The 18,324-nt window shown below is 67.4% G+C and carries 16 protein-coding genes; 7 read left to right on the forward strand and 9 right to left on the reverse strand.

The annotated features are described in order from the left end of the window. The first annotated feature begins 8 nt into the window (after positions 1-8). Together LZC94_33215 and LZC94_33220 are read left to right on the forward strand one after the other, a co-directional pair. Positions 9-1,436, forward strand: coding sequence for a cytochrome P450 (locus LZC94_33215; GenBank protein ID WXB12698.1), 1,428 nt, complete (start codon positions 9-11; stop codon positions 1,434-1,436). Positions 1,437-1,782: 346 nt separating this feature from the next. Continuing rightward, positions 1,783-2,016, forward strand: a complete 234-nt coding sequence (locus LZC94_33220) for a hypothetical protein (GenBank protein ID WXB12699.1) — start codon at positions 1,783-1,785, stop codon at positions 2,014-2,016. A gap of 544 nt (positions 2,017-2,560) precedes the next feature. On the opposite strand, the gene rsfS is transcribed toward LZC94_33220, so the two are convergent. The 6 genes from rsfS to LZC94_33250 are packed head-to-tail and all read right to left on the reverse strand — an operon-like array spanning position 2,561 to position 10,329. Next, positions 2,561-3,268: a ribosome silencing factor gene (gene rsfS, locus LZC94_33225; protein ID WXB12700.1), complete on the reverse strand. Its 708-nt coding sequence runs from the start codon at positions 3,266-3,268 to the stop codon at positions 2,561-2,563. A 13-nt stretch (positions 3,269-3,281) separates the two neighbouring features. Continuing rightward, complete coding sequence (locus tag LZC94_33230) at positions 3,282-4,544, reverse strand: glutamate-5-semialdehyde dehydrogenase (protein ID WXB12701.1); 1,263 nt, start codon at positions 4,542-4,544, stop codon at positions 3,282-3,284. A gap of 31 nt (positions 4,545-4,575) precedes the next feature. Then, the gene (locus LZC94_33235; protein ID WXB12702.1) at positions 4,576-5,499 is read right to left on the reverse strand and encodes a uroporphyrinogen-III synthase; all 924 of its coding nucleotides are present in this window, start codon (positions 5,497-5,499) and stop codon (positions 4,576-4,578) included. Positions 5,500-5,525: 26 nt separating this feature from the next. After that, on the reverse strand, positions 5,526-5,834 hold the full coding sequence (locus LZC94_33240) for a nitrite reductase (NAD(P)H) small subunit (protein ID WXB12703.1): 309 nt from the start codon (positions 5,832-5,834) through the stop codon (positions 5,526-5,528). A gap of 5 nt (positions 5,835-5,839) precedes the next feature. Further along, positions 5,840-8,287, reverse strand: coding sequence for a nitrite reductase large subunit NirB (nirB, locus tag LZC94_33245; protein ID WXB12704.1), 2,448 nt, complete (start codon positions 8,285-8,287; stop codon positions 5,840-5,842). Beyond that, a complete protein-coding gene (locus LZC94_33250; GenBank protein WXB12705.1) occupies positions 8,284-10,329 on the reverse strand; it encodes a molybdopterin oxidoreductase family protein in 2,046 nt (681 codons plus the stop codon). The genes nirB and LZC94_33250 overlap by 4 nt, the downstream gene beginning before the upstream one ends. Before the next feature lie 303 nt (positions 10,330-10,632). Between LZC94_33250 and LZC94_33255 the strand changes: the two genes are divergently transcribed. Continuing rightward, a complete protein-coding gene (locus LZC94_33255) occupies positions 10,633-11,961 on the forward strand; it encodes an MFS transporter (GenBank protein WXB12706.1) in 1,329 nt (442 codons plus the stop codon). A gap of 8 nt (positions 11,962-11,969) precedes the next feature. Here the strand turns inward: LZC94_33255 and LZC94_33260 are convergent, their stop codons facing one another. Next, positions 11,970-12,704, reverse strand: a complete 735-nt coding sequence (locus tag LZC94_33260) for a copper homeostasis protein CutC (protein ID WXB12707.1) — start codon at positions 12,702-12,704, stop codon at positions 11,970-11,972. Between the two features lie 23 nt (positions 12,705-12,727). Here LZC94_33260 and ung point away from each other — a divergent pair, with 23 nt between their 5' ends. Beyond that, positions 12,728-13,402, forward strand: a complete 675-nt coding sequence (ung, locus tag LZC94_33265) for a uracil-DNA glycosylase (GenBank protein WXB12708.1) — start codon at positions 12,728-12,730, stop codon at positions 13,400-13,402. 83 nt (positions 13,403-13,485) lie between these two features. Here ung and LZC94_33270 read toward each other — a convergent pair whose 3' ends face one another. Next, entirely contained in the window at positions 13,486-13,896 is a 411-nt protein-coding gene (locus LZC94_33270) for a hypothetical protein (GenBank protein ID WXB12709.1), read from the reverse strand. Positions 13,897-14,373: 477 nt separating this feature from the next. Here LZC94_33270 and LZC94_33275 point away from each other — a divergent pair, with 477 nt between their 5' ends. Genes LZC94_33275 through thrC form a run of 3 tightly spaced genes read left to right on the forward strand, consistent with a single transcriptional unit; the run spans position 14,374 to position 17,976 of the window. Further along, complete coding sequence (locus LZC94_33275; GenBank protein ID WXB12710.1) at positions 14,374-15,249, forward strand: tetratricopeptide repeat protein; 876 nt, start codon at positions 14,374-14,376, stop codon at positions 15,247-15,249. 1 nt (position 15,250) lies between these two features. After that, positions 15,251-16,639: a putative metal-binding motif-containing protein gene (locus LZC94_33280; GenBank protein ID WXB12711.1), complete on the forward strand. Its 1,389-nt coding sequence runs from the start codon at positions 15,251-15,253 to the stop codon at positions 16,637-16,639. Continuing rightward, positions 16,636-17,976 carry a threonine synthase gene (thrC, locus tag LZC94_33285; protein ID WXB12712.1) on the forward strand — a complete coding sequence of 447 codons (1,341 nt, stop codon included), beginning with the start codon at positions 16,636-16,638 and terminating at the stop codon, positions 17,974-17,976. Before LZC94_33280 ends, thrC begins: the two co-directional genes overlap by 4 nt. Before the next feature lie 94 nt (positions 17,977-18,070). Here thrC and LZC94_33290 read toward each other — a convergent pair whose 3' ends face one another. Next, positions 18,071-18,322 carry a hypothetical protein gene (locus LZC94_33290; protein ID WXB12713.1) on the reverse strand — a complete coding sequence of 84 codons (252 nt, stop codon included), beginning with the start codon at positions 18,320-18,322 and terminating at the stop codon, positions 18,071-18,073. Between the last annotated feature and the right edge of the window lie 2 nt (positions 18,323-18,324).

Consider the following 18,324-nt stretch of genomic DNA (forward strand, 5'->3'; position numbering starts at 1 on the left):
GTCGCGCCATGACCACCGCCACTCCCCCTGTTTCGCGCCCCGTTTCGCGTGGGGCCTCGTTGCCGCTGGCGCCGCTGGTCCCGGGCGAGCCGGTGATCGGGCAGCTGCGCAACCTGCAAAGCCGGCGGCTGACCTTCTTTACGCAGACGATGCTCGCCTACCGCGACATCGCGCGATTCCGGGTGTTGAACCTGTCGGCGCACCTGGTGATCCACCCCGATGGGGTGCGCCATATGCTCCAAGAGAACGCGAAGAACTACACCAAGGAGACGCGCGGCTTTCGCCAGCTGCGGCTGGTGCTGGGCAACGGTCTCGTCACCAGCGACGGCGAGTTCTGGCTCCGCCAGCGGCGCATCGCGCAGCCCGCGTTTCACAAAACCAAGATCTCCGGCTTCGCCGATACCATGGTCCGCGCCGCCGTCGATCTCGCCGGCGTGTGGGAAGCGCAAGCCCGGCGCGGAGCGAGCCTGGACGTCGCCCAGGAGATGATGCGCGTCACCTTGCGCATCGCGGGCGAGACCTTGCTCAGCACCGACGTCACCGGAGACGCAAACTCCATTGGCGCGTCGCTCACGTCGCTCCTCGCCAACGCCAACCGGCGCATCACCGCGCCGCTCGATCTGCCGCTCCACTGGCCCACCCCAGCCAACGTGCGCTTCCGGCGCGAGCTCCGCGTCATCGACACCGTGGTGGGGCGCATCATCGCCGAGCGCCGCGCCTGTCCGGGCGAAAAGCCCGCCGATCTTCTCTCGATGCTCATGGATGCGCGCGACGAATCGGCCGCGCCCGGGAGCGAAGCGGGCATGACGAACGAGCAGCTGCGCGACGAGGTGATGACCATGTTCCTCGCCGGCCACGAGACGACGGCCAACGCATTGGCGTGGACGTTCTATTGCCTTTCGAAGCACCCCTCGGCGCAGAGGCAGCTCACCGAGGAGCTCGACCTGGTCTTGAACGGCCGCACGCCGGCCCTGGACGACGTGCCCAAGCTCGCGTTCACGCAGATGGTCATCAAAGAATCGATGCGCCTCTATCCCCCTGCTTGGGCCGCCTCCCGCCGCGCCATCGACGACGACGCCCTCTGCGGCTACCGCGTCCCCGCGGGCGACATCGTCTTCTTCAGCCCCTACGCCACGCACCGGCACCCCGATTTCTGGGAGAACCCCGAAGGCTTCGATCCCTTTCGATTCACCCCTGAACAAGAAGCCAAGCGCCCCAAGTTCGCCTTCCTGCCATTCGGCGGCGGCCCGCGCATTTGCATCGGCAACGCCTTCGCGATGCTCGAGGTCACCCTCGTCCTCGCCACCTTGGCGCAGCGGTTCCAGCTCGATTTGGTGCCGGGCACGAAGGTGGAGCCCGAGCCGCAGATCACGCTCCGCCCGCGTCATGGTTTGCCCATGACATTGCGAAGGCGCGAGCGCGTCGCAGGCGCGTAACGTCACGTCGCGGGCGCGCGACCTCGCGGCGCGGGCGCGCGACCTCGCGGCGCGGGCGCGCGATATCGGCCGCGGCGTCGTGCCCATGGCCTTACGACGGCACGATGTCGATGAAGCGGGCAATGGGTGACAGCCATCTATGGGCGCGCACGACGACATTGCGAAGTTTCGGCGCATCGCGGCGCAGCGTCTCGTTCATTCGTCATTTCAATACGTCACTCGCATCGTCCTGGCGCATCTCCGTGCCGGGTGCGCGGCCCCAATTGCATCGACGTAGACACGTGTCGCTCGTGCGGATCGTTGCTGCGGCAAGCACCTTCGCGTTCGTCGGCGAGACGGCGCCCGCGTGGCCCGTTGGACCATCGGCGCGCCGTCGTCCAATGCGTGGGGTGCGACCATCGCCCTCAGCGCGGAGTTCGTAGGACCTTTGCCGAAGGACGGCCTGGTCGCCCATGCCGCCGTTCGGGCGCGGGACGCGCACATTTGTTGGACCGACGTGACCCTGGTGGGCAGCACCTCGCGCGCCGTGCACGCTTTTGGAACCGTCGTGTACCGCTTCAGCAAAAAGGGCGGATCGTAGACCGGCTCACGATCCGTCCCCAGGCTCTCGCGATGACGGCGAGAGACCGGTGAATGCCGGCCCGCGGTTGCAAAGACGTTCACGCCGATGATGGGCTTCATGGGCGCGATGGGCAAATCGAGCAGCGAAGCCAACGCCTCGCAGGTCTTTGGAATGAGCTCCGTTTGGATGGACACCGAGGGTCTCGAGCTTCACCGCGAGCTCGAGCTCTTGCTCGATGGTCATCGCATTACCGGGCGCCTGCTCACCGTCTCGCAGCGTGGCGTCGAAGACGCTCGACATTCGCATTCGTCCCCATTACGCCTCCGCGCAACGAACGTCCCCGTCATTAGTTGCAGGTTGCAGATAGCTAACGCACTAGGTCGATTGGCAAGCTCGGTCCGCCGCCGTCCGGAGAGGCGTGCTCATGACATTCGTCATGGACCATGCCGAAACGATACGTACGAAGCAGGAGTCGCCACGGATCAAAACACGACACGTGTGCATCAAAACGTCGTCGGCGCGCCGGCGGCGCTGAAATCGCCGCCGGTTTCGCGTTGGATTTCTACGAGCGTTCGCGCAGCTCGTCGGGGACGGGCACGGACAGGCGACGCGCATCGAGCCAGAGGCCCTCCAAGTCGTAGAGGCCGCGCGCCTCGTCTTGGAAGATGTGGACGACGACGTCGCCGTAATCCATCAGCACCCAGTTGGCGTGCGGGAGCCCCTCGACGGAGAGCGGCCTTCGCCCCTTCTTTTGCAGCGCCTCCTCGATGCCTTGGGAGAGCGCGATGACCTGGCGATCGCTTCGACCGGTCATCAGAACGAGAAAGTCCGCGTAGTCGACCTTGCCGGCCACGTCGAGGATCTCCAGCCCCACGGCTTTTTTGTCGAGGGCCGCGACGGCGATGGCGATGGCGTTCTGACGGGCCTCGTCGCTCGCGACGCTGGCCGACTCGGTGCGAACGGCCTTGCGGGTCTTGGGCCCCACCCCCTTGGCCGCTTGGCTCAGCGGGGAGCCGGCCGCACGCTTTGCGGCGGGTTTGGTCCCCGGGGCAGCATCCGATTTCGCGCCCGTCGAGGCACGGCGGGGGGCAAGACGCGGGGCGTCGCCGCGGCTCGAGCCTGCGAACGGTTCGCTGGAGCCCGACGAGCCGCCGCTCGCGACGGGCTTGCCTGGACGCGGGGAGCCGTGGGAGGAGCGGATGCGGGGCGTGCGTCCATCGCCGCCCTTCGAGGTGCTGCTCCCGGACTGTGTTCGTCGTGTGGTGGCCAAAGTTTCTCCGTGATTACCTTGTCTGGCCGCTTCCGTTCAAGATCCACTTCATGGTGGTGAGCGCTTCCAACCCCATGGGTCCCCGCCAGTGCAGCCGGCTGGTGGCGATCCCAATCTCGGCGCCCAGCCCCAGCTGCCCCCCATCGTGAAAGCGGGTCGAAGCGTTCACGGCCACGCAGGCCGCGTCGACTTCATGCTGAAAACGGCGGGCGCGTGACGAGTCGGTGGTGCAAATGGCCTCCGTGTGACCCGACCCGTAGCGCGCGATGTGGTCCAAAGCACCCTCGAGCCCCCGCACCACCCGCACGGCCAGCACCCGGTCGAGAAACTCGTAGCCCCAGTCGGAGAGGGCCGCCTCCCGCGCCTCGGGGACCAGCGCCCGCGTACGCTCGCAGCCGCGAAGCTCGCAGCCGCCCGCCAGGAGCGCGGCCGCCACCTTGGGGAGAATCCGCGCGGCATCGGCTTCGTCCACCAGCAGGCACTCGAGCGCATTGCACACGCCGGGGCGCGACAATTTGCCGTTGACGGCGAGGTTCACTGCCATGTCGACATCGCAACCGAGGTCCAAATAGAGGTGGCAGACGCCCTTGTAATGCTGCACCACCGGGACGCGGGCGTGCTCGGTGACGAAGCGGATGAGCGCCTCGCCACCGCGGGGGATCACCAGGTCGAGGCTCTCGCTTTGCTGGACGAGCGCCCGCACCGCCTCGCGGTCGGTGAACGGGATGACGGCGGCTAGGTCGGGCGGGAGATCGCTTCGTTCGAGCGCCTCCGAGATGACCTTGGCGAGCACGCGGTTCGAGTAGAACGCCTCGGAGCCGCCGCGCAGCACCACGGCGTTGCCGGCCTTGAGGCATAGCGCGCTGGCCTCTACCGTGACATTGGGGCGCGCCTCGTAAATCATGGCCACCACGCCGAGCGGCACCCGCACGCGCTGCATGGCGATGCCGCTCGCCAAGGTGCGGGCCTCGATGACGCCGCCCACCGGATCGGGCAGCTCCGCGATTTCCTCCACCCCCACGGCGATGGACTCGAGCCGCGCGGGATCGAGCGCCAGCCGATCGAGCAGCGCTCCCTTCGTGCCCCGCTGCCGCGCCGCCTCCAGATCGAGCGCGTTTTGCTCGAGGATTTCACCGCGGCGCGCGCGCAAGCCGGCGGCCATCGCATGAAGGGCGCGGTCCTTGGTCGCGCGATCGCGCGGGGCGAGCTTGCGGCTGGCGCGACGGGCGCGCGCGCAAAGGTTCGCGATTTCCTCGGTCAGGTTGGCATCGGTCATGCCAGAGCTTGGAGCGGTCACGCCGCACAGGTTACAGCCCCGAACGAGCCCCGTCGAGGTAGCGTGCCAAGGTCAGAACCATGGGCCCCATCTTGGGACTCTCCGGAACGATATGGGGCGGAATTCCCAGCGAACGGAGCGTTTCCGCACACGTCGGGCCGATGGCCACCACCGTGACCCTGCCGTGGAGCGCCTCCACCAGCGCATCGCGTTTGCCGAGTTCTTCGGCGATGGCCACCAGATGGCGCGCGTGCACTTGGGTCGTAAAGGCCACCGCGCCCACCTCGCCCGCGATGATCTCGTCCACGAGCCTCACGAGCGGTCGCGTGTCCTCGGGCAGCTCCCACGCGTAAAGAAGGAGCTCGAAGACGTTCGGAATTTTGGAGCGGGTGGCCGTGACCAGGGCTTCGCTGCGCTCGCCGTGGTGAACGATGAGCGCCGCCTCCAAGGCGCACGGCTCGGGCGCGACCACGGTATCGAGCGCCTCGACGGCGTCGAGCAGCTCGCGCGTGGTGTGCGGCGACGCCGCGCGCACGGTCACCGGCATGCCGAAGCGCTTGAGCGCGGCCACCGGCTTGGGCCCGCGGCACACGGTGATGGAGCGCGCCAGAATGGCCTCGAGGCTGGTGCGCCGGCCCATGTCGTCGGCGATTCGAAAGAGCGCCTCGACCCCCACGCCGGTGGCGAAGATGGTCACCGGGCGGCGGACGGCCGCGAGCCCATCGAGCGCCGCGGCCACCTCGTCGCGCGGTTCACGCGGGGTTTCCCGCAGCGCGGGGACCGAGTAGGGCTCGCCGCCGTGGCGTCGAACGAGATCGGCCAGCTCCTCGTTGCGGCGCGCCTCCAGGAGCGCGATGCGCAGGCCGCGCAGCGAAGGGAGCGATGAGCTCGAATTGGACGGTGCGTTGGACGAGTTGGACGGGGGCGTCGAGCCGGAGTCGGGCGTGTTGGTCATGGGGGCCGATCCCAAGACATGCCACGTTACACGTGAAGAATCACTTCGCCCGTGCTCGATACTTCCACCGGATACGTCCGAAGGGTGTCGCATGCACCTTGGGTAACGCAGCCGGTGCGCAGATCGAATGTGTACGCATGAAGCGGGCAAACGACCCGGGCGGCGCCCACGATGCCGTCGGCGAGCGGCCCCTGCCCGTGCGGGCACTGCGCTTGGGTCGCGAACAGCTCACCGGCGCGCGTGCGAAAGACCGCCACCTCGAGTTCACCTGCACGAAACGTGCGTCCTTCACCGAGCGCGATGCGCTCCACCGAACCGAGATTCCACGTCGACATGACTCTCACTCCCCGGACGCCCGCGCCAAGACCGGCTCGAGCGGCTCCAACTTTTCGGAAAACTGCGTAACGTGCGGAACTTCTTTCCATGGGTCGGCGTACGCCTGCACCGAGGCTTCGATGTCCGCGTCCAGCCGCGCGCCGATGCCCTCGACATCGTCGACGACCACCTTGCGCACCTCTTCGATGCCCACGCGCTCCACGAAGTCGTAGGTGCGCTCGAGGTATTTGGCGTTCTCGCGATAATATTGCATGAAGCGCCCCATGTAACGGAGGACGGAGTCATGCGAATCCACCGTGCAGAGGATATCCCCTTTGCGCACGCGGGAGCCGGCGGCGCCGCCCACGTAGATCTCCCAGGTGCCGCCGGAGGTGGCCACGGCGCCGATGTCCTTGGTGGTCGCCTCCGAGCAATTGCGCGGGCAGCCGGCGGTGGCGAGCTTCATCTTGTGAGGCGACTCGATGCCCTGAAATCGCTCTTCGATGGCGATGCCGAGCCCCGTGCTGTCGCCCACGCCATAACGGCAAAAGTCCGTCCCCACACACGTCTTGCAAGTGCGAAATGCCTTCGAGTAGGCGTGGCCCGAGGGCATATCCAGATCGCGCCAGACGTGCGGCAGATCTTCTTTTTTGATCCCGAGCAGATCGATCCGCTGGCCGCCCGTGATCTTGACCATCTTGGCGCCATATTTGTCGGCCGCGTTGGCGATCTTTCGGAGCTGGTCGGCCGAGGTCACGCCGCCGTAGATGCGCGGGATGACGCTGAAGGTGGCGTCGCGCTGGATGTTCGCGTGCACGCGGTCGTTGATGAACCGCGCGTCGCGCTCGTCGACGTACTCTTTGCCCCAGAGCGTCTTCAGGAGCGAGGCGAGCCCCGGTTTGCTGGCCGTATCTTCTTTGCCGCCCGCGAGCTCCCGAAAGACCGCCGAGACGCTCGTCAAGCCGCGCGCCCGGATCTCCTCCACCAGCTCCGGCTTCGGCAGCGGAACGCCCGGTACGTAATAGTGGACCGAGGGATCCTCCACCACGGCATCTCCGGCCGCCAGCTCGAGGAGCGCCCCCACGTCCCCCTTGCACGTGCCGCAACCGGTACCCGCCCGGGTGCTCTCGCACAAGACCTTGAGCGAGCGCGCGCCCCCGCGGACCGCGCGGAGAATGTCGCCTTTCGAGATGCCGTTGCAATTGCAAATTTGCGCCTCGTCGGGGAGGCTCTCGAGGGAGGCGGCCGCGCGGCCATCGCCGCCATCGAGCCGGAAGAGCAGCTCCGCGCGGTTCTCGGGGACCTCGGCGCCGCGATCGAACGACTGCACCAGCCCCGGCGCGGCCTCGGGATCGCCGAGCAGGATGGCGCCGACGATGCGGCCATCGCGCACGATGACCTTCTTGTAAACGCCGCGCTTGGCCTCGGCGTAGGTGACCTCTTCGTCGTTCTCGGTGGAGGCCTCCCGCTCGCCCATGACCGCGAGATCGACCCCCATCACCTTGAGCTTCGTCGCGACCCGCGAGCCATGGTACGTCGCGCCGGGCTTGCGCGCGGAGAGGCGCTCGGCGAGGACCCGCGCCTGGTCCCAGAGCGGCGCCACCAGGCCGTAGGTCTTCCCGGCGTGCTCCGAGCACTCGCCGATGGCGAAGACATGGGGATCGTCGGGCGACGCGAGATCGTCGCCGACCACGATGCCGCGGGCCACCGTGAGCCCCGCCTCCCGCGCCAATTGTGTGTTGGGGCGGATGCCGGCGGAGACGACGACCATGTCGCAGTCCAGGGTGCCCCCGTCTTGGAAGCGCAGCCCCGTGACCGCGCCGTCCTGGCCCAGGATTTCACAGGTCGCCTTCTCCAGGTGGATGCGGAGCCCCATTTGCAACAAGGTGCGCTGCAGGATGCCGCCCGCCGTGCGATCGAGCTGCAGCTCCATGAGGTGGTTCATCAGGTGCACCACGTGCACGTTCATGCCGCGCTGGAGCAGGCCGCGCGCCGCCTCCAGGCCGAGCAGGCCGCCGCCGATGACCGCCGCCGTCTTGCGCCCGGGGATGTACTTGAGGATGGAGTCGCAGTCGTCGAGGGTGCGAAAGACGAAGACGCCCTCCTGCGCCGTGCCCTCCATGCGCGGAACGAAGGCCGAGCTGCCCAGCGCGAACACCACGTCGTCGTAAGGCTCCACCCCCCCGTTGTCGCCGCGCACGATCTTGGCGTGGCGATCGACCGCGACCACCCGCACGCCCGCGTGGAGCGTGATGTTATTTTCCTCGTACCAACGGAGCGGGTTGATGAAAATGTCCTTTGGGTCGTGCGCGCCCGCCAGCACGTTCGACAACAAAATACGGTTGTAGTTGCCATAGGGCTCATCGCCGAACATGACGATGTCGAACCGCTCCTTCCCGCCGCGCAGAAGGAGCTCTTCGACCAGGCGAGCACCGGCCATCCCATTCCCAATGACGACGAGCTTCTTCTTCATACCCCGGGTCCCTTCGCTGGATTCGCTGCGTTTGCGTCCCTCGCCACCGTGCGCTCGATGCGCACCGCGCACACTTTGAACTCCGGCATGCGGCTCGTAGGATCGAGCGCATCGTTGGTGAGCCGGTTGGCCGATCGCTCGCCGCCCCAGTGAAAGGGCACGAACACGGTGTCCTCGCGGATGCTCGCCGTGACCTTGGCCGCAAATTGGGCGCGACCGCGCCGCGTGGTCAGGGTGATCACGTCTCCATCGGCGATGCCATGGCGGCGCGCCACCGCCGGGTGGAGCTCCGCCAGAGGCTCGTGCGCGAGCTTCGTCAAGGCCGGCACGCGGCGCGTCTGCGTGCCCGATTGGTACTGGGCGAGCACGCGGCCGGTGGTGAGATAAAGCGGGTACGATTCGTTGGGCTCTTCGGCCGGGTGCACGTCGCGAACGGGGTGGAAGCGCGCGCGCCCGGTGGGGGTCGGGAAGCGCTCGGCGAAGAGGCGGGGGGAGGGCCAGAACAAGCCGCCTTGCGCCTCGATGGCGCCGTAGCTCATCGCCGAGTAATCGGCGACGCCGCCCGCGCTGGCGCGGCATAGCTCGTCGAAGACATGCTCGGGATCGCTGGAGGCGAAGAGCTCGCCCTTGCCGAGGCGTGCGGCGAGATCGCACAGGATGGTGAGATCCGTGCGCACCTCGGGGGGTGGGGAAAATGCGCGGCGGCGCAGGATGACGCGGCCCTCCAGGTTGGTCGTCGTCCCCGACTCCTCGGCCCATTGGGCGGCGGGGAAGACGACGTCGGCCATTTCGGCCGTCTCCGAGCGGAAGAAGTCGGACACCGCCAGAAAATCGAGCTCGCGAAGGCGCGCCTCGATGCGCCGCGCGTTGGGCGCTGACACGGCAGGGTTGGAGCCGACGACCCAGAGCGCGCGGATGCCGTCCGCCTCGCCGATGGAGTCGAGCATCTCGTACGCCGACTCTCCGGCGCCGGGGATCGAGCCCGGGTCCACGCCCCACACGCGCGCCACGTGCTCGCGCGCCGCGGGATCGTCGATGCGGCGGTAGCCCGGGAGCTGATCGGCTTTTTGGCCGTGCTCGCGGCCTCCTTGTCCATTCCCCTGGCCCGTGAGGCAGCCGTATCCGGCGTGGGGCTTGCCGACCATCCCGAGCGCCAGCGCCAAGTGGATGTACGCCGTCGCATGATCGACCCCGTGCGACTGTTGCTCCGGTCCGCGGCCGGTGAGCACCATGACCGTGTCCGCGTGCCCCAAGAGCCGCGCGGCCAGGACCAGCTCCGCCTCGGGCACCCCGCAGAGCGACTCCGTGCGCTCCGGCCAGTAGCGGGCGACGGCCGCGCGAACGTGGTCGAAGCCCTCGGTGCGCTCGCGGATGTACTTGGTATCGATGGCTCCATCGCGCACGAGCAGGTGCAAGAGCCCGTGGGCGAGCGCCGCGTCGGTGCCGGGGGCCAGCCGCAGATGCAGATCGGCCGCCAAGGCGGTGACCGAGCGGCGCGGATCGACCACGATGAGCTTTCCGCCGCGCGCCCGCTGCGCCTCGAAGTACTGCACGATGGGCGGCATGGTCTCGGCCACATTGCTGCCCACCAGGAGAACGACATCGGCGTGCGCGATGTCCGACAGCGGAAAAGGCAGCCCGCGATCGACGCCGAACGCGCGGTTCGAGGCGGCGGCGGCCGAGGACATGCAAAAGCGGCCGTTGTAGTCGATCATCCGCGTCCCCAGCGCGATTCGGGCGAACTTGCCGAGCAGGTACGCCTTCTCGTTGGTGAGCGCGCCGCTGCCGAAGAGGCCCACCGCATCGCAGCCGCCGCGGGCCTGCGCCGCTCGAAAACCCGCCACGGTTCGATCGAGCGCCTCGTCCCAGCTCGCGGGATCGAGGAAGCCGCGGAGGTTGCGCACCAGCGGGGTGGTGAGCCTCTCGGGGTGCGCGAGGGTGGCGCCCGAGGACCAGCCTTTGATGCAAAGGCTCCCTCGGTTGACGGGGAAATCGGGATCGCCGGAGATCGAGGGCTCCGCGGGCGATCCGGCGATGCGCATTCCGCACTGCAATGCACAGTACGGACAGTGCGTCTTCACGCCTTCGTTCCGGGACGGATCATCCGGGATGGAGCGCATCTCCCTAGGAGTATGAAACATCGTTTGTTTCGCGATCGTTTCATTTTTAATGCGTCGCGTTATTTCCAATTGCGCGCAGAGTCGCTAAATTCAAGCCGTTCGGAGAGATGTCCCCGATGTTTCATAACAAAATAGACGCGACGTGTCATCGCGAAACGGGCGCGTCACACGCCGGAAACATGGCGCGCTCATTTTCCTTTTTGGGATCGCCAGGAGGGTATGGGCATGTCGCGGTGGATTGCAGATTGGAATCCCGAGGACGAGGCTTTTTGGCAGCGTGAAGGGGAGCGCATCGCGCGGAGGAACCTCATTTGGTCGATCCTCGCCGAGAACATTGGATTCTCGGTTTGGCTGATGTGGAGTGTGGTGGCGACCCGCCTGCCCAAGGTCGGATTCGACTATACGACCGATCAGCTCTTTCTCTTGGTGGCGCTCCCGGGGTTGGTCGGCGCCTTCATGCGCTTCCCGTACACGTTCGCCGTCCCCCGGTTCGGCGGGCGCAATTGGACGGTGGTCAGCGCGCTGCTCCTGATGATCCCCACCACGGCGCTCGCGCTGTTGGTCACCCGCCCCGCCACGCCGTTTTGGTGGATGGCCCTCGCCGCCTCGACCGCCGGCCTCGGGGGCGGGAATTTCGCGTCCAGCATGGCCAATATTTCCTTCTTCTACCCGGACAAAAAGAAGGGGCTCGCGCTGGGCCTCAACGCGGCCGGCGGCAACATCGGCGTGAGCAGCGTGCAGCTCCTGACGCCCATGGCCATCGGCATCGGCGGTCTGCATCTGCAGAACGCAGGGCTCATGTGGATGCCGCTGATTGCGCTGGCGGCCATCGGGGCGTTTGCCTTCATGAACAACTTGAAGGTGGCGCGCTCCAATTTCCGCGATCAAGTGACGGTGGCCAAGCGAAAGCACACGTGGGTGATGGCGTGGCTCTACATCGGGACCTTTGGCTCCTTCGTGGGCTATTCGGCGGCGTTCCCGCTCTTGCTGAAGACGCAGTTTCCCGATGCCTCGACCACCCTCGCCTTCGTGGGGCCGCTGGTGGGCTCCATCGCGCGACCGCTGGGCGGAATGCTGGCCGATAGATTCGGCGGCGCGCGCATGACGTTCTGGAACTTCGTGGCCATGGGGTGCGCGACCATGGGGGTGGTCTACTTCGTGGGCGCCGGGAGCTTGCCGGGCTTCCTCGGCACCTTCGGGCTTTTGTTCGTCACCACCGGCATCGGAAACGGCTCCACCTTCCGCATGATTCCGGTCATCTTCCGCGCGGAGGCGTTGAAGGACGCAGGACCCGACGGGACCGAAGCGGCCCTCGCCCGCGCGCGTCGCGAGAGCGCGGCGGTGCTCGGCCTCACGTCGGCCATCGGTGCGCTCGGCGGGTACTTCATTCCGCGAGCCTTCGGCGCCTCCATCCGCGCGACCCATGGCCCCACCACCGCCCTGGCGTTCTTCGTTGCGTTCTACTGCACCTGCGTCGCCATCACGTGGTGGTACTACCTACGCACCTCGTGGTTCGTGGGGCGCGCGCCCAGCCTTGCAGCCGCCAATGTATGAGCCGCCGCTCATAGGAGCTGATCGCGAACGCGTCGCACCAGCTCGGGCGACACGGGGGCCGACCAGGATCCACCTTGGCGCGCGGCGCTTCCAATGTGGAAGCCCGTGAGCCCGCCCGCGCGCAGCGGCGCGAGGTGCTGCTCGCGCAAGCCGCCGCCCACCAGCAGGTGAAGGTCTCGACCCTCGAGGGCAAACGCGCGCTCCCGCTCGGCCTCGGCGATGAGCACGTCGATGGACAGCGCGGGACCGCCGGATGTGAGCACGGTATCGAGCCCCGGCAGATCGCGGATGGCGGCGTAAGCGGCTTCGCGGTCGCGCGCAGAGTCCATGGCCTTGTGGAAGGTCCACGCACATCCATCGAGCCGATCGACGATGGCGCGAACGGCATCGATGTCCACGTCGCCCGCATCGTCGAGCCACCCGAGGACGAATTCATCGGCGCCGGCTTGGCGAAGGGCGGTGGCGGAGGCCGCGAGCGCCTGGACATCCGAGGGGCCACCGGCGGAGAAGCCGCCTCGAAGTCGGATCATCACGCGAAGGGGCACCGAGACCGCGGCGCGCACGGAGACGAATGTCTCCACGGTGGGGTTGAGTCCCGCGAATTCCATTCCGCTGACGAGCTCGAGCCGATCGGCGCCGCCATCGACGGCGCGCCGTGCGTCTTCGGCATCGAGCGCGATCACTTCGAGGATGGGACGAGACGGCCCTGGGCGCGGCGGCACTTCGAGACGGGATCGGACCATTGGTTCGTGCGATATTTCATCGCATGGTGCCCGCGTCAATTCCGAAAGATTGGTCGGAAGCTTTGTCCAACGAACGAAACGCACCTTGGTTCACGGAGCTTTGCGCGTTCGTGGCCGAGGAGCGGATGCGCGCGACGGTGTATCCCCCCGAGCCCGACGTGTTCGCGGCGCTCGTCCACACGCCGCTCGACCGGGTGAAGGTCGTGCTGGTGGGTCAAGATCCGTATCACGGTCCGAGTCAAGCCGAGGGCCTCGCCTTCAGCGTGCGCGAGGGGATCAAGCCGCCGCCCTCGCTGGTGAACATGTTCAAGGAGCTGGCGGCCGACGTGGGCTGCCCCGTGCCCGGCAGCGGCTCGCTGGTGCCCTGGGCGAAGCAAGGCGTGCTGCTGCTCAACACGGTGCTCACCGTGCGCGCGGGCGAGGCGAACTCGCACAAGGGCAAAGGGTGGGAGCGGCTGACCGACGCCATCATCCGCGTGGCGAGCGCGCGGTGCGCGCCCTCGGTGTTCGTGCTCTGGGGCTCGCACGCCAAGAAGAAGAAGGCGCTGATCGATGGGGCGAAGCACCGCGTGCTCGAGGGGGTGCATCCCTCGCCGCTCTCGGCGCACACGGGGTTCTTCGGGAGCCGTCCCTACTCGAAGATCAACGGCATGCTCTCGGCGCTCGGGCGCGAGCCCGTGGATTGGCCGCTCCGCTGATGGCGCCCGCGCCGGCGTGAAATGTTCGCGCTGCACCACACCGCGGATCCATCGCGCTGGCGCCGGCGGCGGCGTAGGCGGCGCTAAAAGCCGATGGCGACGTGCGCGCCAACGATGGCGTAGGCGCGCAGATCGGCGGCCTCGCGATCCGATGGGCCGGGGAGCGCGCCGGTGATGCCACCGCCGATGCGCACGTCGGCGTCTTCGAGGCCCACGGAGTACTCGAGCGCGAGACGCGCCACCCCGACGCCGGCGTTGCCGCCGCCAGTGGATTTGCTCACGCGTGCGATACCGAAGCCCATGCCGAGCACCGGGTGCACGGGGCCTCGCTTGTTGAAGTCGAGGGTCAGCTCGCCCGTGTAGTGAGCAAGGCCGCTTCCCGCGCTCGTCACCGATGCGTCACCTTCATCGGGGCGCTCGGCGCGCATCCAGGCGGCCGAAATACGTGCGCCCACCGTGCCGCGGCCGAAATCGGCGGCCACGCCGAGCCCCATTCCAAGACCGCGACCCGTGGTGAGGACAGAAGGTCCGAGTTGCAGTCGAAGCGGTGAGCGATACACTGCGGGTCGCTCGGATCGGGCAAGCGATGAATCGCTCTCGGGCGGGGATGAATCGTACGGAGCTTCGTAAGGGATGGGCTCGACCGGAAGGTCCGGATCGGGCGGACGTGCAAAGCGTTGACGATTCGTGTCGAAATGTTCCCTAGGCCCTACCGTAACCACCGCAGGATCGGCGCGCGCTTCGCGGCCCGCCAGGACCACGGCAAGACATGCACAACCCGCAAGGCAAAATGTCGCAAGAGATGAGGATCGCCCGGCCATGATCGTTTGCCTTTCCGAGCAGACAACGGGGGCCAGTCCGCAGCCTTACACCGGTGCGTTTATTTTCCTGAGCTTCCACAATCGAGCGGGCACGCTATGCTGACCAACCTTCACATGGAGTGGGCACGGAAAGCGTCCGTCCTTCTCGTCGTGGTTCTTGCCAGCACCCCGGCCGTGGCGTTCGCGCAACGCAAGGGCACTCGGGTCCCCACCCCGCCCCGCGCGGGAGCGACCCCGCCCGCATCGACCGGAGCTGCCAGCGGATCCTCGGGCGCGGCGGGGACTTCAGGGACGGCGGGAAATACGGGAACGACCGGAAATGACAGCACGGCGCAGGTCCCGGATCCGGAAACGGCAGCCAAGGCGCAGCAGCATTTCCAGCACGCGCGGGAGCTCTACCAGCAGGGTAGCTATACCGAGGCCATCGGTGAGCTGGAGGCGGCCCACAAGCTCGATCCGGCGGCGAAGGATCTCGTCTACAACCTGATTGTCGTCAACGAGAAGCTCGGACGGATCGACGCGGCGCTCGAGCACATGCAAACGTACAAGTCCATGAATCTCGACACCGCCGAGCGCGCGCGCGCCGAGACGGTGACGCGCCGGTTGGAGGGCGCCAAGCGCGAGCTCGAGGCGCAACGCCCCAAACCGCCGCCGCCCGAGAAGCAAATCGTCGAGCGCCGGGTGACGGTGACGAAGAAGGTGGAGTACGGGCGCATCGATGCGCTGACCATCACATCGGCCGCGGTGGCGGTGGCCGGGATCGGGGTCGGCACGTTCTTCGGGCTCAAGGCGATGAACGATCGCCCGAGCAAAGACTTTACGACCGGCCGAGATGGCACGTACGACGATCTGACCCGCCGCGCCGACGACGCGCACAAGCAGGCCATCTTCGCCGACATTGGCTTCGCCGTTGGCGCCGTAGGCGCCGTGGCCACATTGGTTCTTTATTTCGCGCGTACCAAGACCCCCAAGGACAGCGAGATCACGGTCTCCGGGGGAACTACCTCTTTCCGTCTGTCGTTCTGACATGATCGCTTTACGCCGCTTCGGTCTTGCTGCGTTCACATGGCTTTGCGCGCTCCTCGTCTTCGCGGGAGGCGGGTGCGAGGCCATCGTCACGGCGGATCCACCCGGCGGCTGGAGCTGCGACGGGAGCTTCGACGCGGGCACCTGCCCCGAGGGTCAGCGCTGTCTCAACGCCAAGTGCGTCCCCTGCCCCAATGGCAACTGCACCCGCAGCACCTGCGAGGAGATCGACGCCGACAAGGACGGCTACACCTTGTGCGGCAAGTCCGAGAACGGCTTCGCCGACCGCGATTGCGACGACAACGATCCCGAGGTGCACCCGAACGCGGCGCCCAAATGCAACGGCAAGGACAACGACTGCAGCGGCAAGCCCGACGACCCTTGCCCCGACGGCTCCCACTGCGCGTCGGCGTCGAAGGAGTGCGTGAGCGAGAACGAGGATTGCACCAAAAAGCCGGGCAGCTGCATCCCACCGCAGACGTGCGATCCGGGCACCAAGCGGTGCTTCGCGCGAAGCTCGAAGAAGCTGGGCGATGGCTGCAGCGCGACGGCGGAGTGCGAGTTCGACAAGGGTGCGTTCTGCGCGTCCAAGCTGGTGCTGCCCGACGATGTGGTCCGCGATGGTGGTATCTGCACGCAGGCGTGCTGCACGTCGAGCCAGTGCCCCACCGACTTCGTGTGCTTCGGCGCGGGCACGGGCGGCAACTACTGCGTGCACAAGGGCAAGCTGGGGCGGCTCACGGTCGGCGGCAAAAACGGCGGTGAGACGTGCGGCTCGGGCACCGAGTGCCGCTCGGGCATCTGCGGCGGCAACAAGAAGTGCCAGGACACGTGCTGCCACAGCGGGCAGTGCACCAACAAGACCAAGTGCCTGGTGATGCCCCTCCAAGGCAACGGCGCGTCCGTCAAATACGTGCTCGGCTGCGGCGACCCGCCGGGAGAGGGTACGGGGTTCGGAAACCGGTGCGAGGTGTCGTGTGGCCTGCTCTGCGGCAATTACCCGCTCTGCGGCGAGGGCGTATGCGACAAGGAAGGTACGACATGCCGTGCGCCTTGTTGTGGCTCGGCGGGGTGCGGAGGCAGCAGCTGCGGGAATGTCACGGCCAACGGACGCGGCGATGACGTGATCACCGCTTGTACGGGCAGCCGGCTTCAACCAGGGCCGAAACAACTCGGTCAGGACTGCACTGCGGCCACGGAGTGCGCTACGAACAACTGCCTGCAAGATCTGACCACCACGGCAAAGTACTGCTCCGACGCCTGCTGCACCGACGCCGATTGCGCGAGCGCCGGCTTGGTCTGCAGACCGTACGACAGCGGTGCCAAGCGCAACTACCTGCGTTGCCAACGGCAGATCACCGCGCTGGCCCAAGCCCCCTCGAAGCAATGACCCAACAAGCCTACCGAGCCCACTTCCGCTGTTTCTCCGGGTGCTCCGGCACCTACCCCACCACCCAACCGCTCTACCGCTGCCCCACGTGCGACGGGTTGCTCGAGGTCCACCACGACATCGATGCCTTGCGCAACCGCAGCGCGCAGGAGTGGCGCGACCTCTTCGACGCGCGCTACCGCGGTCACGAGTTTCCATATGGCTCGGGCGTGTGGGGCAAGCGGGAGTGGATCGCGCCCGAGGTGCCCGACGACTTCATCGTGTCCACCTACGAGGGGGCGACCAACCTCTTTCACGCGCGCCGTTTGGGCGCAGAGATCGGCATCCCCGAGCTGTGGGTGAAGCAGTGCGGAAATGCGCACACCGGGTCGTTCAAGGACCTGGGCATGACGGTGCTCGTGAGCATCGTGCGCTGGGCGCACCACATCGGGGCGCTGAAATCGCCGGTGATTGCGTGCGCGAGCACGGGCGACACCTCCGCGTCGTTGGCCGCGTACGGCGCCATCGCGGGGCTGCCGGTGGTGGTGCTCTTGCCGCGCGGGCTGGTCTCCGCCGCGCAGCTGGTGCAGCCGCTCGCGCACGGGGCCACGGTGCTCGCGCTGGAGACGGACTTCGACGGCTGCATGGCCGTCATCCGGGAGCTGGCGAGCCGGGGCCTCATCTACCTGGCAAACTCGATGAACCCGCTCCGGATCGAGGGACAAAAGACGGTGGGCATCGAGCTGACGCAGCAGCTCGAGTGGAGCGTGCCCGATTGGGTCATTCTGCCGAGCGGCAACCTGGGGAACGCGGCCGCCCTCCACGCGGGCTTCCGGATGATGGTCGATCTCGGCCTCACCGACCGCATGCCGCGGCTGTGCGTGGCGCAAGCCGAGAACGCGAACCCGATGTACCGCGCCTTTTTGGCCAACTCCGAGACCGTCTCCCCGATTGCCGCGAAGAAGAGCCACGCGAGCGCCATTCAAATCGGCAACCCCGTGAGCGCGCCCCGCGCCATGGCCGCCTTGCGCGCCATGAATGGTGTGGTCGAACAAGCCAGCGAGGACGAGCTGGCGGATGCCTGCGCCCGGGCGGATCGCACGGGTCTCTATACGGATCCGCACACGGGGGTGGCCCTGGCGTGCACCTTCAAGCTACGCGACCGCGGCGTTCTGACCGCAAACGACCGAGTCGTGGTGGTCTCGACGGCCAATGCGCTCAAGTTCACGGAGTTCAAGCTCGGCTACCACGAGAAGACGCTGGCCGACGTCCGCCCGCAGCGCGCGAACCTGCCGATCACCTTGCCGGCCGACGTCGAGCGCATCGCAAAGACGATTCAAGAATTGTCGGCGCGCTAGGCGGCGGGCGCTCCGGCGCAGGTTGCGCTCGAGGGGGGAGCTCCGGCGCGGGGTGCTCCCCACCCCGCGCCGCGCGCCACACTCCACGCGACAGCTATGCGTCCGCGTCTGCATCCGCCGACGCGTCACCCGCATCGCCGGCGTCCACGCCCGTGTCGGGCGACCCCGTGTCCGGGGGAACGTAGTTGTCCGGCTGGGCGCCGTCGTTGACGGAGGAGTCGTTGCCCGGTGGAGGGTTGATCTTCGTGCGATCGAAGTCCACCGCGATTTCACATCCCGCGATCACGATGAGGGACGTCAGGGTCACGAGCGGCAGTAAGCGGCGCCTAAGAAACAGTTTGTTCATCG

This window comes from Sorangiineae bacterium MSr11954 (genome assembly GCA_037157815.1).
Lineage (GTDB): Bacteria > Myxococcota_A > Polyangia > Polyangiales > Polyangiaceae > Pendulispora > Pendulispora albinea.

Coding starts and splice junctions, on each gene's coding strand:
- ung (WXB12708.1), top strand. CDS start 12,728: ATGGTGCCCGCGTCAATTCCGAAAGATTGGTCGGAAGCTTTGTCCAAC.
- nirB (WXB12704.1), bottom strand. CDS start 8,287: ATGAAGAAGAAGCTCGTCGTCATTGGGAATGGGATGGCCGGTGCTCGC.
- LZC94_33280 (WXB12711.1), top strand. CDS start 15,251: ATGATCGCTTTACGCCGCTTCGGTCTTGCTGCGTTCACATGGCTTTGC.
- LZC94_33235 (WXB12702.1), bottom strand. CDS start 5,499: ATGACCAACACGCCCGACTCCGGCTCGACGCCCCCGTCCAACTCGTCC.
- LZC94_33230 (WXB12701.1), bottom strand. CDS start 4,544: ATGACCGATGCCAACCTGACCGAGGAAATCGCGAACCTTTGCGCGCGC.
- LZC94_33290 (WXB12713.1), bottom strand. CDS start 18,322: ATGAACAAACTGTTTCTTAGGCGCCGCTTACTGCCGCTCGTGACCCTG.
- LZC94_33215 (WXB12698.1), top strand. CDS start 9: ATGACCACCGCCACTCCCCCTGTTTCGCGCCCCGTTTCGCGTGGGGCC.
- thrC (WXB12712.1), top strand. CDS start 16,636: ATGACCCAACAAGCCTACCGAGCCCACTTCCGCTGTTTCTCCGGGTGC.
- LZC94_33250 (WXB12705.1), bottom strand. CDS start 10,329: ATGCGCATCGCCGGATCGCCCGCGGAGCCCTCGATCTCCGGCGATCCC.
- LZC94_33255 (WXB12706.1), top strand. CDS start 10,633: ATGTCGCGGTGGATTGCAGATTGGAATCCCGAGGACGAGGCTTTTTGG.
- LZC94_33240 (WXB12703.1), bottom strand. CDS start 5,834: ATGTCGACGTGGAATCTCGGTTCGGTGGAGCGCATCGCGCTCGGTGAA.
- LZC94_33270 (WXB12709.1), bottom strand. CDS start 13,896: ATGGGGCTCGGCGTGGCCGCCGATTTCGGCCGCGGCACGGTGGGCGCA.
- LZC94_33260 (WXB12707.1), bottom strand. CDS start 12,704: ATGGTCCGATCCCGTCTCGAAGTGCCGCCGCGCCCAGGGCCGTCTCGT.